The organism is Nostoc sp. LEGE 06077 (assembly GCF_015207705.1).
Taxonomy (GTDB): Bacteria; Cyanobacteriota; Cyanobacteriia; order Cyanobacteriales; family Nostocaceae; genus Nostoc_B.
Genome location: NZ_JADEWI010000033.1, coordinates 58,811 through 74,035 on the forward strand (window position 1 = coordinate 58,811; position 15,225 = coordinate 74,035).

The 15,225-nt window shown below is 39.4% G+C and carries 15 protein-coding genes and 1 rRNA gene; 9 read left to right on the forward strand and 7 right to left on the reverse strand.

What is annotated here, in order from left to right; translation table 11 throughout:
* Positions 1 to 162 precede the first annotated feature (162 nt).
* Positions 163 to 1,008 (reverse strand): metal ABC transporter permease, encoded by an 846-nt coding sequence (locus tag IQ244_RS19815; RefSeq protein ID WP_193897243.1) that lies wholly within the window; start codon positions 1,006 to 1,008, stop codon positions 163 to 165.
* Positions 1,009 to 1,058: 50 nt separating this feature from the next.
* Positions 1,059 to 1,886: a metal ABC transporter ATP-binding protein gene (locus IQ244_RS19820; RefSeq protein ID WP_193897245.1), complete on the reverse strand. Its 828-nt coding sequence runs from the start codon at positions 1,884 to 1,886 to the stop codon at positions 1,059 to 1,061.
* 194 nt (positions 1,887 to 2,080) lie between these two features.
* Here IQ244_RS19820 and IQ244_RS19825 point away from each other — a divergent pair, with 194 nt between their 5' ends.
* The 5 genes from IQ244_RS19825 (at position 2,081) to IQ244_RS19845 (ending at position 6,696) form a co-directional block, all read left to right on the forward strand.
* Positions 2,081 to 3,067: a metal ABC transporter substrate-binding protein gene (locus IQ244_RS19825; protein WP_193897279.1), complete on the forward strand. Its 987-nt coding sequence runs from the start codon at positions 2,081 to 2,083 to the stop codon at positions 3,065 to 3,067.
* Positions 3,068 to 3,219: 152 nt separating this feature from the next.
* Positions 3,220 to 3,579, forward strand: coding sequence for a hypothetical protein (locus IQ244_RS19830; protein WP_193897247.1), 360 nt, complete (start codon positions 3,220 to 3,222; stop codon positions 3,577 to 3,579).
* A gap of 166 nt (positions 3,580 to 3,745) precedes the next feature.
* Positions 3,746 to 4,918: a sigma-70 family RNA polymerase sigma factor gene (locus IQ244_RS19835; RefSeq protein ID WP_193897249.1), complete on the forward strand. Its 1,173-nt coding sequence runs from the start codon at positions 3,746 to 3,748 to the stop codon at positions 4,916 to 4,918.
* 94 nt (positions 4,919 to 5,012) lie between these two features.
* Positions 5,013 to 6,155, forward strand: a complete 1,143-nt coding sequence (locus IQ244_RS19840) for a DUF1822 family protein (RefSeq protein WP_193897251.1) — start codon at positions 5,013 to 5,015, stop codon at positions 6,153 to 6,155.
* Positions 6,156 to 6,228: 73 nt separating this feature from the next.
* A complete protein-coding gene (locus IQ244_RS19845; protein WP_193897253.1) occupies positions 6,229 to 6,696 on the forward strand; it encodes a DUF4870 domain-containing protein in 468 nt (155 codons plus the stop codon).
* A gap of 134 nt (positions 6,697 to 6,830) precedes the next feature.
* Here IQ244_RS19845 and IQ244_RS19850 read toward each other — a convergent pair whose 3' ends face one another.
* Positions 6,831 to 8,447: a sensor histidine kinase gene (locus tag IQ244_RS19850; RefSeq protein ID WP_193897255.1), complete on the reverse strand. Its 1,617-nt coding sequence runs from the start codon at positions 8,445 to 8,447 to the stop codon at positions 6,831 to 6,833.
* 375 nt (positions 8,448 to 8,822) lie between these two features.
* Here IQ244_RS19850 and IQ244_RS19855 point away from each other — a divergent pair, with 375 nt between their 5' ends.
* On the forward strand, positions 8,823 to 9,296 hold the full coding sequence (locus IQ244_RS19855) for a DUF4870 domain-containing protein (protein ID WP_193897257.1): 474 nt from the start codon (positions 8,823 to 8,825) through the stop codon (positions 9,294 to 9,296).
* A gap of 88 nt (positions 9,297 to 9,384) precedes the next feature.
* On the opposite strand, the gene IQ244_RS19860 is transcribed toward IQ244_RS19855, so the two are convergent.
* Both IQ244_RS19860 and IQ244_RS19865 read right to left on the reverse strand, forming a co-directional pair.
* Entirely contained in the window at positions 9,385 to 9,600 is a 216-nt protein-coding gene (locus IQ244_RS19860) for a hypothetical protein (protein ID WP_193897259.1), read from the reverse strand.
* Entirely contained in the window at positions 9,581 to 9,754 is a 174-nt protein-coding gene (locus tag IQ244_RS19865) for a hypothetical protein (protein WP_193897261.1), read from the reverse strand. Before IQ244_RS19865 ends, IQ244_RS19860 begins: the two co-directional genes overlap by 20 nt.
* A 198-nt stretch (positions 9,755 to 9,952) precedes the next feature.
* Between IQ244_RS19865 and IQ244_RS19870 the strand changes: the two genes are divergently transcribed.
* Together IQ244_RS19870 and IQ244_RS19875 are read left to right on the forward strand one after the other, a co-directional pair.
* A complete protein-coding gene (locus IQ244_RS19870) occupies positions 9,953 to 11,062 on the forward strand; it encodes a Gfo/Idh/MocA family protein (protein WP_193897263.1) in 1,110 nt (369 codons plus the stop codon).
* 878 nt (positions 11,063 to 11,940) lie between these two features.
* Complete coding sequence (locus IQ244_RS19875; RefSeq protein WP_193897265.1) at positions 11,941 to 12,756, forward strand: carbon-nitrogen hydrolase family protein; 816 nt, start codon at positions 11,941 to 11,943, stop codon at positions 12,754 to 12,756.
* A 53-nt stretch (positions 12,757 to 12,809) separates the two neighbouring features.
* Here the strand turns inward: IQ244_RS19875 and dhaL are convergent, their stop codons facing one another.
* Positions 12,810 to 13,445, reverse strand: a complete 636-nt coding sequence (dhaL, locus tag IQ244_RS19880) for a dihydroxyacetone kinase subunit DhaL (RefSeq protein ID WP_193897267.1) — start codon at positions 13,443 to 13,445, stop codon at positions 12,810 to 12,812.
* A 1-nt stretch (position 13,446) separates the two neighbouring features.
* On the reverse strand, positions 13,447 to 14,520 hold the full coding sequence (gene dhaK / locus IQ244_RS19885; RefSeq protein ID WP_193897269.1) for a dihydroxyacetone kinase subunit DhaK: 1,074 nt from the start codon (positions 14,518 to 14,520) through the stop codon (positions 13,447 to 13,449).
* 579 nt (positions 14,521 to 15,099) lie between these two features.
* Here dhaK and IQ244_RS19890 point away from each other — a divergent pair.
* Positions 15,100 to 15,225, forward strand: a 16S ribosomal RNA gene (locus IQ244_RS19890); the annotation flags it as partial.

Sequence of the window (15,225 nt, forward strand, 5' to 3'; positions counted from 1 at the left end):
TAATCAATACTACGATAAATCGGGCAGTTTACCGTAATTTTGATCAAAATACTGACATAACTTAGCCGCAAACGCAAGCTCCGAGAGATTATGTCTACATTTACCTGAAAAAACTTTGCGTTTCTCCGCGCTAACCTTAGCGTACCTCTGCGTTAAAAAAGCTTACTTCTGATTCACACTTGGCATCAAAACTCCATGCTTGGGACTAAATAATAATGCCAAAACAAATAATCCAGATACTACCAAAACAATGGCGGGGCCGGAAGGCAAATTATAAAAGTAGCTGAGATACATTCCGCTAATACTGGAAAATACCCCAATAACAGCGCCGACAATCATCACTTCATGTAAGCGTTTGACTAATAAATAAGCGGTCGCACCAGGGGTAATTAACAGCGATAAAACTAAAATTACTCCGACAGCTTTCATGCTGGCGACAATTGTTAAAGCAATCAACAACATCAAACCAAAATTTAGTCGATTGACTGGTAAACCTGCTGCTTGAGCGCCTAAAGGGTCAAAGGTGTAAAATAAAAGTTCTTTGTAGATTAAAATAACTACTACTAAAACAATCGTGGCGATGATGGCTGTATCTCGCACTTCGTCAACGGTAACACCGAGAATGTTGCCAAAAAGAAAGTGATTCAGGTCGATTTTGTTATCTTTTTGCACAACTGTAATTAAGGTAATCCCCAGGGCGAAGAAGGCGGAAAAAACTATCCCCATTGCAGCATCTTCTTTAATTGGCGATCGCGTCCTAATCCAAGCGATCGCCATCGTACTCAAAACCCCGGCAATAAATGCACCAACAAAGATATTTGCGCCTATCATGAAGGCGATCGCGAGTCCTGGTAACACAGAATGACTGATAGCATCGCCTAAGAGTGCAAGTCGTTGCACCATTAAATAACTGCCGACAACTGCACACAACAAACCAACTAAAATCGCAATTATGAGCGATCGCTGCATAAAGCCGTATTGTAACGGCTCGATTAGTGCTTCTAGCATAGATGAACGAACCACAGAGGCGCAGAGGACACAGAGAAGATAAAGAGTTTTTATGCTGCGTCGGAGAAGTACATAACTTTACCGCCATAAGCCAGATTCAGGTTTTGTTCGGTGAGGACTTGTTGTCTAGAACCTGTGGCGACTAATTCGCGGTTGAGTAAAATCAAGTCATCAAAATGGGTGATGGATTCGCCTAAGTCGTGGTTGACGACTAAGACAATTTTATTTTCGGCGGCAAGTTCTTGGAAGACTTCAAAAATTACGGCTTGGGTTTTTTGATCAATCCCTACCAATGGTTCATCAAAACAAAAGATGTCTGCTTGCTGTGTCAGGGCGCGGGCTAAAAAGACTCGCTGTTGTTGTCCCCCGGATAATTGTCCGATAGGGCGATCGCGGAAATCAAGCATCCCCACTCTTTCTAGGGCGCTGTTGGCGATTTGGCGACTAACTCCCGAAAAGCTACGCAACCAGCCTGTTTTCTTCACCCGTCCCATCATCACGACATCCCAAACGGTGGCGGGATAAGTCCAATCAATTTGGCTGCGTTGGGGTACATACGCAACTTTTGACCTTTGCTGCATTAAGGGTTGGTTTTGGTACATTACCATCCCACTACTAACAGGAACCAAGCCCAACATTGCTTTCATCAGGGTACTTTTACCAGCACCATTCGGGCCAAAAATCCCTGTCAGTCTCCCCGATTTAATTACACAGTTAATATCCCTCAAGGCTTCTTGAGTCCGGTAGTGTACCCCTAAATGGACGATAGAAATTGCGGCTGTGGAATCCATACCAATAGCTTTGATATATGGTGCAGGGCGTTCCCCGATATTGTGCGGAGATTGGCTTAATTTTGCGTAAAAAGATACGTTTTTCATAAGGATATTTTCATATTTATTACTTGAGCTTACTACAAAAATGAGAAAAATATGAAAAAATCTATAATAAGCAGTAATATCACAGATAAATGAGTCTAATACTTAAGACGGAGAACGCGTGCGTCTTCATTAATCCAACAATCCCTAGACAGAAAAAAGTTAGTTTGAGCTTAGTTTCTCGCCTGTGTCTGGGAATGCTTTTGCCATTGGCTTTATTTAGTTGTACGCAAAACAATGCCAACTCTAACACTGCCAAAGGTGGTGATAAACCGTCGGTTGTGGCTACTAGTACAATCATTGCAGACTTAACCCAAAAGGTTGGCGGTGATGAGATTCAACTCAAGGGAATACTCCAGCCTGGTGCTGATCCCCATGTTTATGAACCAGTCCCAGCAGATAGTCGGTTTTTGGAAACAGCCGACTTAATTTTGTATAACGGCTACAACTTGGAACCAGGACTGATTAAGTTAATGAATGCGGCGGGAAAAGGACGTAAAGTCGCTGTGGGAGAGATAGTCAAGCCTTTGGAATTAGATAAGGGGAAAGGTGAAATTGTACCTGATCCTCATGTTTGGGGGAGTGCAGAAAATGCCGCCGCAATGGTAAACGTGATTCGAGATGCTTTGGGAGAATTATCGCCAGAAGATAGAGAAAAATTTACGCAAAATGCCGCACAACTAACTGATGAATTAAAACAACTCCATACATGGATCAATCAACAGATTCAAACTATTCCACCAGATAAACGCCGACTAATTACCACCCACGATGCTTTTCAGTATTATGGACGAGCTTATAAAATGGCGATCGCTGGTACTTTAATCGGCATTAGTACCGAAGAACAACCAAGCGCTCAAACTGTCCAAAGATTGGTAGAATCAGTTAAAAAAACAGGCGTACCCGCAATTTTTGCCGAAACTACGATTAATCCCACCTTAATTAAAACCGTAGCTCAAGAAGCTGGTGTCCAACTCGCACCGCATCAACTTTATTCTGATTCCATTGGTGCTAAAGGTAGTGATGGAGAATCATACATCAAAATGATGGAGGCAAATACTCGCGCCATTGTTGAAGCTTTGGGTGGTAAATATACACCTTTTCAACTCAGACAAAAGACAGAAGCTAAACAACCGAAACCAACAGTAAATAGTAGGGGCGTACGGCTGTTCGCCCCTACTTAGATTTTTTTTTAAATCAAATCGGACTGCTATATATAGCTTCAGATATCTAACCTTTGATTTCATCGGAAACTCTCTCTGGGGAAAGACTTAATTAGGGCGGCGATTTTATAAATTAAGTTAGTAAATACATAGTTTTAATTTGTGAAATAGCCATGAATAACAAAGTGGACAATGAAAATAATCAATCAGAAAATAATCAAGCAGAAATTGAACAGCCTGTAAGTAAAGATTGGCATTCTAGAGAAGAACCAACAGCTAAAGAAAGAAACTTAACCGCAAATCCCGGCGACAGAATCTCTGATAAACCCGAATCTGTGCAAGAGAAAGCGAAACAAGTTGCTGTCGATTCACCAGATATCACAGGCGATCGCATTACAGTTCCGACATACTTTGTGGTGGAAGAACCCGACGGCGAGAAAAAAGCACTGCATCATGTGAAAGATGCGGAAGAAATCTCTGATGTGATTCGTCAAGCCAGAGTTGACGAAAATGGCAATCGGATTTGGTGGTAATATTTTACACGGATAACTAGGGAGAGACGTGAGCGATCGCGTCTCTTTTTATTTTAAAGAAACATAGGGGTGTAATTTCACGCTTGGTTGATCAGTTATTATCAGGAGTATATATGCAGGCTTCGTGAATACATTTCCTTCTTTATCAGTCGGCTTGTAACTTTTTATGCAACCTCGACAAAGTATTATTGAAACTTTTTCCACTTTTGTGCAGTTTGATGGCGATCGCTTCAGTCGTTGGGCGACGGAATCGCGCTTGCGTCGCAGTATCCAAGGTTGTCTCCAGCAAATACCTAAAGAAAATTCGGAATATTTTTGGGTACTGTATTGGTATAAGTTTTGCCAAGATTCAGCCGCAGCATCTTTAGCTAAACAACATCTCACGGCTTATTTACAAGAACCTTGTTATTGGACATCGCAAAAAACTGCCGCTGGTTTTGCTAGTAACCAGTTTAAGTTATCTGATTGTTTTCAAATTGCGATCGCCCAAGTTGAACGTGTCCTCAAAGGTTTTAATCCTTCCCAAAGTAGTAGTTTAAAAAATTACGCTAGTCTGATTTTTAGTACTGCTATCCGCGAAACCTTGCGTCAGCGTCAAGAAGTAGATATCTGTAGCGATTGGGGTTTGTTACGCAAAACCAGTCAAAAGCGGTGGGAAGAATCTTTGCAAAATGCTGGTTTATCGCCTGAGACAATCCGCGCCTACATTTTGGCTGGGAATGCGTTCAAAACTTTGTATGTCCCTACCAAAGCCAGTAACTCTCGGCAATTATCTCGCCCTGATGATAGCACTTGGGACGCGATCGCTAAATTCTACAATTCCCAATCCACCCAACCCGCTAACCCCGAAACTCTGGAAAAGTGGTTACTTAGTACGGCGAAAGCTGTCCGTAAGTATCTTTATCCCACCCCCGATTCTCTCAATGTCTCCAAAGGTGGTGATGATGGGTTTGAGTTGCTGGATAATTTACCAGGGACGCAAGAATCTTTAATTAACGAAATTGTCGCCCAGGAAGAAGCACAAGCGCGAACTCAACAGCAAGGCGAAATTAACCAAGTATTAACCACGGCGATCGCTCAATTAGAAGAGCAACTTCAGGAGATACTGCAACTATACTATGCACAGCAACTGAATCAAGATGCGATCGCTAAACAACTAGACATGAAACAATATACTGTTTCGCGGCGACTAACTAAAGCCAAGGAGATTTTGCTGCGTTCTTTGGCTAACTGGTGCAAAGATAGCCTGCATATTTCTGTGACATCAGACTTACTAAAAAGTATGAGTGCTGTGATGGAAGAATGGCTACAAAATTACTACAGTGCATCTTCTCACTAACTTATACCCAAATTCATTTTGTAACCTGTGCGGGGAAGAGATTGTTTCCCTGGTAGCGCCCAAACTAGCTAAAACGTTCCCTGGAGAAACCGCCATGACTTTTACTTTGACTAACTCCACAGAGTTAATTTTAGAAATTCCCCCATCTAACCAACGCAGTCAAGCTTTTTCTCATCCTAGCGCTGAATATCAAGCTTATTTAAATGAACTTTGCCTGAATGCTGTCTTACCTTGGTTACAGGAAGACTTTACACCACAGGCAAAGGTTTGGCCAACTACCACTGCATTATCCAGTTTTTGGGAACTGGTAAATGGAACTGCTATCACAGTAGATGCAATGAGATTTATCTTAGTTCCCAGTGAAAGTATTGATTTGAGTGAATTGCGTGTACCCCAAGAATGGGTAGATTTACCAAGTTGGTTGGGAGATTATTATTTAGCTGTGCAAGTAGAACCAGATGCAGGCTATGTCAAGCTTTGGGGTTATTGCACTCATACCCAACTTAAGCATAAAGGAAATTATGATCCAGGCGATCGCACCTATTCTTTAGATACGACAGAAATCATTACCGATATTAGTGTCTTAGCTGTGGCGCGAGAATTTTGTCCAGCAGAACCTACACGCAGTGCTGTTACAGTAATTCCTACCCTACCACAAGCCCAAGCGCAAAACTTAATTGACCACCTTGCTAACACCGAAGTTGTCACACCTCGGTTAGCAATTCCGTTCCAACTCTGGGGTGGGTTGATTGAACATAGCGGTTGGCGACAAAATTTATCTGAACGCCGGATTGGTTTATCAGAACAGCGTTCTGTTCTGCAATGGTTAGAAAATGGTGTCTCGCAACTTGCAGAGGCTATTGGTTGGGAACGCTGGAATTTAGAATTAAGTGCAGCGTCGCGGAGTGTAGGCGATAGACAAACTGAGGTGAATATATCACGACGGTTGGCGATCGCTGGACAATTCTACGAACTGATAATTACACCCCAAGGCGAACCAGACTCACTCTACTGGCGGTTTGAATTGCGTAACGCCATAGTTGGCGCAGCTATTCCCGGCGGTTTTAAACTCCGACTCCTCACAGAAGATTTACAACCTTTCCCCAACAACGAAGATATCGCCACAACTGCTGTCGAACAACTTTATGTAGAAATTGCTTTAGAACCAGGCGAAGGTATAGTCTGGGAAATAGAACCTTTACCCGCAAATTATGAGCGAGAAATACTCAAATTTTAAACTTTTGTCCTGCTGCTTTAAAGGTAGTGTGGTAGATAGAAATTTTATTCATCCACATCCTATTTAACAAGCCATGAGAAAACAAGTCCAAAAACAAATGCGTACATGGGCGATGTTATGTCATCTTTCGGCTTTATTCGCATGGCTGCTGTTATTTGGATTGGTCTTTCTGGGTATTCCTTTATATTTACCGTTGAATATTTTATTCCCATTATTAATTTGGCGGCTGAAAAAAGTTAAATATCCTTGGATTGACTTTCAAGGTAGAGAATCTTTGAACTTTCAAATCTCATTAACTTTGTATACTTTAGTTGTAATTATTTTTTCTTTGTTACTCGTGCTAGGTAGTTGTGGCGTTGCTATCACTACCAATGGTACAGTTAATGAAATTAAATCAGTTTTAGATGGTCTACTTTTGGTGTGGGAATTTTTCATTATTGGCTTACTTGTATTACAGTCATTCCTCATCACTTGTGCCGCTATCAAAGCTTATCATGGAGAATATTACCGTTATCCTTTGACAATGCGAATTTTGAGATAAATTCGTAAGAATTCAGCACCCAGGAGTCAGCAGTCAGAATAATAAAGTCCAGTAGTAAATTAGGAAATAGATTTATCCAATATTGCTTATCATTCTTTCATCCTTCTGAATCCTGAATTCTGGCTCCTGAATTCTTACATAAATTCTTCTGTCTGTTTGATAGGAATCTCAATCACAAATTCTGTACCTTTTCCGGGAAATGAAATACAGTCGATTTTTCCCCGATGTTTTTCTACGATAATTTGATAACTAATAGATAATCCTAAGCCAGTACCTTTGCCTACAGGTTTAGTCGTAAAAAATGGGTCGAATAATCTATTTTTACATTCCTCAGTTATCCCTGAACCATTATCTTTAATCGTAATCGTTAAAGATTCGGCATTTTTAACTTGAGTTTGAATCATAATCCAACTAGCATTTCGTTCTTTGTTTTGTTTTAAATTATCTAATTCCTGCTCACGCAAAGCATCAATAGCATTATTAATAATATTCATAAATACCTGATTTAATCCTCCTGCATAACATTCAACAAGAGGTAAATTAGCACAATATTCTTTAATCAGTTTAATCTCCTTTTGTTCGCTCTTCCCTTTTAGTTGATGCTGCAAAATTAACAAAGTGCTATCAATTCCTTGATGAATATCAACAGGTTTCATCTCAGCTTCATCAAGACGCGAGAAGTTACGCAAAATTATAATAATCTCGCGGATACGATCAGCACCAACTGTCATTGAAGAGACAATTTTAGGCAGATCATCAAGAATAAATTCTAAATCTATCTCTTTAATTACACTATTTATTTTTGAGTTAATATGAGAATATTCTTGTTGATATAAGTTAATTAAAGCTATTAATTTATCAGTATATTCTCGAATATATATTAAATTCCCATAAATGAAGTTAACAGGATTATTGATTTCATGAGCAACACCAGCTACAAGCTGACCAAGTGAGGACATTTTTTCCGTTTGAATCAATTGTACCTGAGTATTTTTTAATTCTTGCAATGTCTTTTCTAACTGAATATTTTTTTGGTTTAATGTTTCGGTTCTGGCTGTAACTTTTGCTTCTAACATCAAATTAGTTTCTTCTAAGGCAACTTGAGCGATTTTTTTAGCTTTTAAGTAACCCTTTAATAAATTTAGTACCAAAAACCAAGCAGGAATCAGCAAGAATAAACTGACAATAGAACCTAAAATTGCCCAAAATATTTTTTGGCGATATTCATAGACTTGTTGTTGTAACTCAAGTGAGATATTCTGCTTTCTTTTAACAACACCATCAGCATAAATCTGTTTTTGAGTTTCATATTCACCACTAGACAACAGCTTTTGTGCCGCTTGTGCTTGCTTCGCTTTTACTAAATCAAAAGATTTATCTTCCATTTTAATTAACAACTGATTAGCCACATCAATTTTTTTCGCATCCTCACTGTTATATGCTTGAGGTGCTAGTTTAATAGATTCTTGAATAGCAATATCTAGTTTTTTTTCAAATTGGCGATATCGTTTTTCCCACATCTGGTTGCCTGTGGCCGCATTCATCCGTGCTGACATGGTTAATACTTCATCATAATAGACAATTTCATCACTCAATTTTTGTAGTCTAAATTCGTTTTTAGTCAGATTATTGAAATTGTAATATGCTTGCCAATTCAGCCAAATTTGAGGAATAAATAAAAATAATGTTAGTACTACTGTTACAGCTACTAGTTGCGAAGGAGTAAATCTCAGTTTGTTAAGTATATACATTAGTTTAGCCACAATGTTTTAAATATTTTTGGCAGTTAAATATTTATTTCAAACAATGATATTATTGCCAATATCATTGTTTTTTTCTCATTTGTCCAGTTTTTTCGAGAAATATATTCTTATTTTTATATATAAAAGAAGAAAAATTACTTTTTATAAAGTTTCCGTAGTATTACCAATCTTCTAGAACTAAATTTAATTTAGGAGAATCGATTATCTTAAATAAAATGTTACAAGTCTGTTGGGTTGATACATAAAAAGTCTAACATCAGCAATATTATCATTCCAATTGTTCCTCATCCCTTTTCCCAACCTCAATGTTTATCATAGAAAACATTATCTCTACCTTGGAAAATGCGAATTTTGAAATAGATAATGAATCAAAATATTGAATACCAAGCTAGATTATGGGCAATTTTATGTCATCTTGCGGCTGTGATCTGGCTACCAATTTGTTTAATTAGTACAGTATTTTTCAATATCCCTGTTTATATTCCATTTATTAATATTTTATTAACTTTATTTATTTGGAAAAGCCACAAAAGTCGATATCCTTGGATAGACAATCACGGTAAAGAATCATTAAATTTTCAAATATCGCTGACTGTCTATATAGTCATATATATAATTGTGGTCTTATTATTATTTCCCAGTTGTGGAGTGAATGTGAGTCAAATTCCCGCAGCTAATACTGTGGCTAGGTGGAAATTTAATTATTACTTAGGCTTGGCATTTATTCCCATCGGAGTTACTTTTTTGTACCAGCTAATATCCTGTATTGCAGCAGCAATTCAAGCTTATCGAGGCAAAACCTATCGCTATGCTTCTGCAATCAGATTTTTGCGGTAAATCAATCATTTAAGAGTTACGCACAAAGGTTATCTGTGGAGACTGGGTGTAGAGGTGTAAGGATAAATTCGGCGATCGCATCCAGCAGTTATTGTGGTTCAATTGGTTTGGCTAGATGTACTTGAAACCCAGCCGCGAGGATTGGACGTTGATTTGTTTCATCAGCATAAGCAGTTAGGGCGATCGCGGGAATATCTCGGTTGAATTGAGGTGGTAGGTCACAAACCAGAGGAATCAAGCTGTAGCCGTCTATTTCTGACATCCCAATATCACTGTTCCAAATCTCACAGAAGTATTGGTTCATAAGACAACTCAATTAGCAATACAGGGTTGACCCGCTGAAAGTAGCCATCTAAACTAATAACCGACAGTAAATCAAGCAATCGCTTAAAGAAAAAGGCTTCTGCGAATAACATCAATCTATTCTCTGGTAAGGCGATGGGATTTTCAGAGGTCATAATATCATTACGCAGTAGATCAAGCGAAATGGAAGCCAAGCAGATCACTGAAATAGATATTTATTACACAGCGATTGCAGAAGTTCTCTGTCTGCTCCATGAACGTAACTATCGTATTATATTGTGATAGTTATTCAATATGATTAATGTATACGCTTTCTCTATGATTACATTTTATTTAAGGGTGCAGAATTAACGATGAATCAGAATTTAATTGGTGTGGCTGTAGTCGGTACTGGCTTTGGGCAGAAAGTCCATATTCCTGGTTTTATCGCCCATCCGAAAACTGAGGTAGTTGCTGTTTATCATCGGGATATTCATCAAGCTCAAGCAATTGCCGAGGTTAATAATATTCCTCACGCTTTTAATAGTGTGGCAGATATTGTTAAACTGCCAGAAGTACAAGCAATTAGTATTTCTACACCGCCTTTTCTGCACTATAAAATGGCAAAAACTGTGCTACAAGCAGGCAAACATTTATTATTAGAAAAACCCACAACTTTAAATGCAGCCGAAGCCAAGGAGTTATATAACTTGGCAACAGCAAATAATGTTACTGCGGTTGTTGATTTTGAATTTCGCTTTATCCCAGGATGGCAATTATTTGCGGAATTATTAGCTTCAGATTATGTCGGAAATAAACGGCTAATTAAAATTGATTGGTTGGGTTCTTCGCGCGCCGATACTTCTCGCCCTTGGAATTGGTATTCTTCGCAAGAGAAAGGTGGTGGTGCATTAGGGTCTTTGGGTTCCCACGCCTTTGATTATATTTCTTGGTTATTTGGCCCAGTCCGCCGATTAAGTGCTTATTTAAGTACAGCCATCCCCAACCGCATCGACTCTATTAGTGGTCAACTAAAACTAGTGGAGACCGATGATAATTGTTTGCTATCCCTGGAATTAGCTGATGGAACACCTTGTCAACTGAATATTAGTGCGGTGGTTCACGCACCGAGAACTCATTGGGTCGAAGTATATGGAGATCGCGGTACATTAGTTTTAGGTAGCGAAAATCAAAAAGACTACATCCACGGTTTTCGTGTTTGGGGTTCTCAAGTGGGTCAACCCTTAGCAGAAATCGAAATTCCCCACAAGTTAATGTTTACCCAAAACTTCGCTGATGGTCGCATTTCTGCATTCATCCGAGTAGTAGACCAATGGCTGCAAGGAATTGACCAAAAGCAATCAATTGTCCCATCTTTACGCGAGGGTGTTTACTCACAACTGTTGATGGATTTATCTCATCAATCTCATAAAACTAGCCGTTGGGTGGATGTTCCTACTTTGGAAGATTATTTGAGGAATTGAGAGTAGGAAAGTAATCTCATATCCGCTTAAAGCAAGCTATAGCGGTTATCGGTTGAATGTAACACTGTTGTGACCTCTCTCCTAATTGACCACTTGGCAAAATGAACGCAAATTAATAATATCAACCATTCTATATTTGAGAAATGGTCACCAAGTCAAAATGGCAACCACAGGAAAAAGGATTTGCATAATGGCGATAATGCTCAAAAATTTCTATTGTGATCGCGGCTTGTACACAGCAGCATAGTAGCTTAAGTGGAGCAATCACTTTTTACCAGGGGCGATCGCTGCTTCTATCTCATTTAACTGGCGATCACAAAAATTGTTTGTATTAACTGCTTACAGCAATTGCTCATGCAGCCGCAGATATTTTAGGAATTCGTGCTTTGCTAGTTCATACTAAAGATGAGCAAGCACGAATATGGTATGAAAATTTTGATTTTGAATCTAGTCCCATTGATTCTTTACATCTATTCCTAATGCTGAAAGATATTCGGAATATACTGGAATAATCTTACCTCAGTAATTTGGGATTGGGATGCTAAGAAAGTGTCATAGTGATAGCCAGTAGACAAAAAAATAACTTGGAAGGAGCGATCGCCAGTTTACTTTATTTGCATATTTTTAATTTAGGAGAAAAACCTCAATCTCTCTCCTCTGCGGACTGGATATAAAACTTATGTATGGAACACTTTAGTAGGTTAAAAGCTGAGGAAGTGTTAAAATCCGGTGACAATTACTAGAGTAAAACGTTAGAGACAGCAAACTCCTTAAAGAAAAGCAAGATTTACTCATTACGGCTCAAGTTCCGAAGTTCTTCAAGTAACGATATATTTGAGTATCTGTCCTGCACACATCTACTTTTTGTTATTAAATCTATGAAGTCTTATTTAGCCGCCGCTATTCAAATGACAAGTGTGCCTGATTTATATAAGAATTTGGCACAAGCAGAAGAATTGATTGAGCTTGCTGTGCGTCGAGGTGCTGAATTAGTCGGACTACCAGAAAACTTTTCTTTTATGGGTGAAGAGAAAGATAAACTCGCCCAAGCAGAAACTATCACCCGCGAAACAGAGCAATTTCTCAAAAAAATGGCTCAACGCTTCCAAGTGGCGATTTTAGGCGGCAGCTTTCCAGTTTTGGTAGAAGGTACAGGCAAAGTTTATAATACTTCCACACTAGTAGACCTGAGTGGTCTAGAAGTTGCCCGTTACCAAAAAGTACATTTGTTTGATGTAAATGTTCCCGACGGCAATACTTATCGTGAATCTAGTACTGTCGTAGCTGGTACACAATTGCCTTCAGTATATTTTTCGGAAGAACTGGGCGGTATTGGTCTTTCTGTTTGTTATGATGTGCGCTTTCCAGAATTATATCGGCATCTATCAAATAAAGGAGCCGATGTGATGTTTATTCCCGCTGCTTTCACTGCTTTCACTGGCAAAGACCACTGGCAGGTATTATTACAAGCAAGAGCAATTGAAAATACTTGTTATGTGATTGCACCTGCTCAAACTGGCACAAACTATGCCCGTCGCCAAACACATGGCCACGCTGTGATTATTGATCCTTGGGGAGTCATTTTAGCTGATGCCGGGGAAAAACCCGGCATTGCGATCGCAGAAATTAACCCCTCGCGGTTAGAACAAGTTCGTCGTCAAATGCCCTCTTTGCAACACCGAGTGTTCGGCTGAAGAAGTATCAAGTGTGAAGTATGAAATTATATCTTTCATACTTCATCCTGAAATTATTCCCCACTTTTGATACTTTCCCATAAACTTCTCAACATCAAATAACATGAAGTTGCACCTGGATCTTGGTGTCCAATACTTCGTTCTCCCAGATAACTAGCACGTCCTTTTTTCGCCAGCATCGGTTTAGTATTTTCTAACGCTTGTTCTGATGTTGCTAAAGCCTGTTGCATCGCAGCTACAGAGTCTTTCCCTTCCTCGACTGCTTGCCTAAAAGCAATTACAGCCGGCGACAAAACATCAACCATTGTTTTGTCTTCTAATTGAGCTTTACCACGTTGCAAAACTCCATCTAACCCAGCTTGTAATAATTCTAGTAACTCTTGTGAAGTTAGTTCTTGCTTACCAACCGCTACAGTACTAGCTTTCAAAAACAGAGTGCCATATAAAGGGCCACTAGCACCACCAACACTAGAAATTAGAGTCATACTCACAGTTTTCAAAATACTGCCAATATCTTGATTAGCCACCGTTGGTAACTGACTCATCACCTTTTTAAAACCACGATCCATATTAATACCGTGGTCAGCATCACCGATCGCTGCGTCTAATTGAGTTAAATATTCTTTATTTTGCTCTATCTCAAATGCAAATATTTGTAACCACCTGAAAATTTGGGCTTGAGTGACCATATTAAATACCCCATCGCAGACTTGGCGTATGTACGGGTGCGTCCCATAACCGCAGGATTTCATCATCCAACTTGAGTAATGTAATTGAGCAACCCTGCATTTCTAAAGATGTCACATAAGGGCCAATTAAGTTACGGACAATAGGCATTCCTCGTTTTTCGCAGATTTCTGCCACTCGGCGATAAATCAAATAGAGTTCCGAGATAGGTGTACCACCCATACTATTAACAAAGGCTAACAAGCGATCGCCTGCTTGCAAAGGTGGATCGATTAATTCCACATCACCCCATTCACCTTCATTCTCATTCCACTCCCGCACAACACGACTATAGCCAACATCATCAATGATGGTTTGGGTTAATATCTCAGAAATCTCATCGGCTGATTTTAAAGAAATTCTCTCCCTACCAGGTTCACCGTGAATCCCACTACCGATTTCTATTTCATGTTCAGCCAATGTAAATGTTGGTTTGCCTCTAGCTGGTACAGTACAGGATGTTAAAGCAATCCCCATACTCCGACCACTAAGATTTACCCGACGACACAAATCTGCTATTTGTGGCAAATCATAACCTTGTTCAGCCGCCGCACCACAAATTTTCTCCGCTAATACCGTTGTTCCTACACCGCGACGACCTTGGGTGTAGAGGCTATCCTTCACAGCCACATCATCATCAATCAAAATATTTAGTACACGGATACCTTCACTTCGAGCTAATTCCGTTGCCATCTCAAAATTCATTACATCGCCGCTATAATTTTTGACGATATAAAGGATACCCGCCCCACCATCTACCTGTTGCGCCGCAGCCAGCATTTGGTCCGGAGTAGGTGAAGTGAATACCTCTCCTGGACAAGCTGCATCTAACATTCCCTGACCCACAAACCCGGCGTGCATAGGTTCATGTCCACTACCACCACCAGAAATAATTGCTACTTTACCCAGTATTGGCGCATTGGCTCGGTAGACAAAGGTAGGGTCATAGTTAACTTTGATTAAATCTGAATGAGCCAGTGCCATTCCAGCTAGACTTTCTTTGACAAAGTCTTCTGGCTGATTAATCAGCTTTTTCATGGTCTGTATTGAAGAAGATTGCTACAGATTCAGAATAATCGACTGAGCAGAAAACACGAATACGTGCCAAATCTAATATATTTTCTGCCTGAATGGTCTTCTATGGTGCGATCGCCCATATTTTTGAAGCCATTTCTCAAGAACAACCTCGTAAATAATTTTGTGGAATTTTTTGATTTTTCCGCAAAATTCGGACGAGTTCACTGTAAATTGCGTCTACTTAGCTGTGTAATCTCACAAAAGCATATTAATTTTAACCAAAATCTGCTTTATTATGGACTAATAGCTATATCTACTTAATTTTACTCTTGTTTATTTACTTATGTTGGTTTTTACTTTCGTTTCCATTAAATAGAAAAAAAGAATGCTAACCCCTTGACGATCCGATAACCAGTTGTTAATCTAGATAAGTGTCAAGGCAAGAGCCGAGACGACTGAACCGAGAAAAAATAATACTTTGAAAGCTTAAATTTAAACCAATCCTCGTCAAACAAATTGGTTTTGGGATGTCCTAAAACAAAAATTATAGCAAGGAGTCTGAAAAACGAGTTTTTTCAGATAACAAACTCAAAAAACAACAAAACGGAGAGTTTGATCCTGGCTCAGGATGAACGCTGGCGGTATGCTTAACACATGCAAGTCGAACGGTCTCTTCGGAGATAGTGGCGGACGGGTGAGTAACGCGTGAGAATCTAGCTTCAGGTC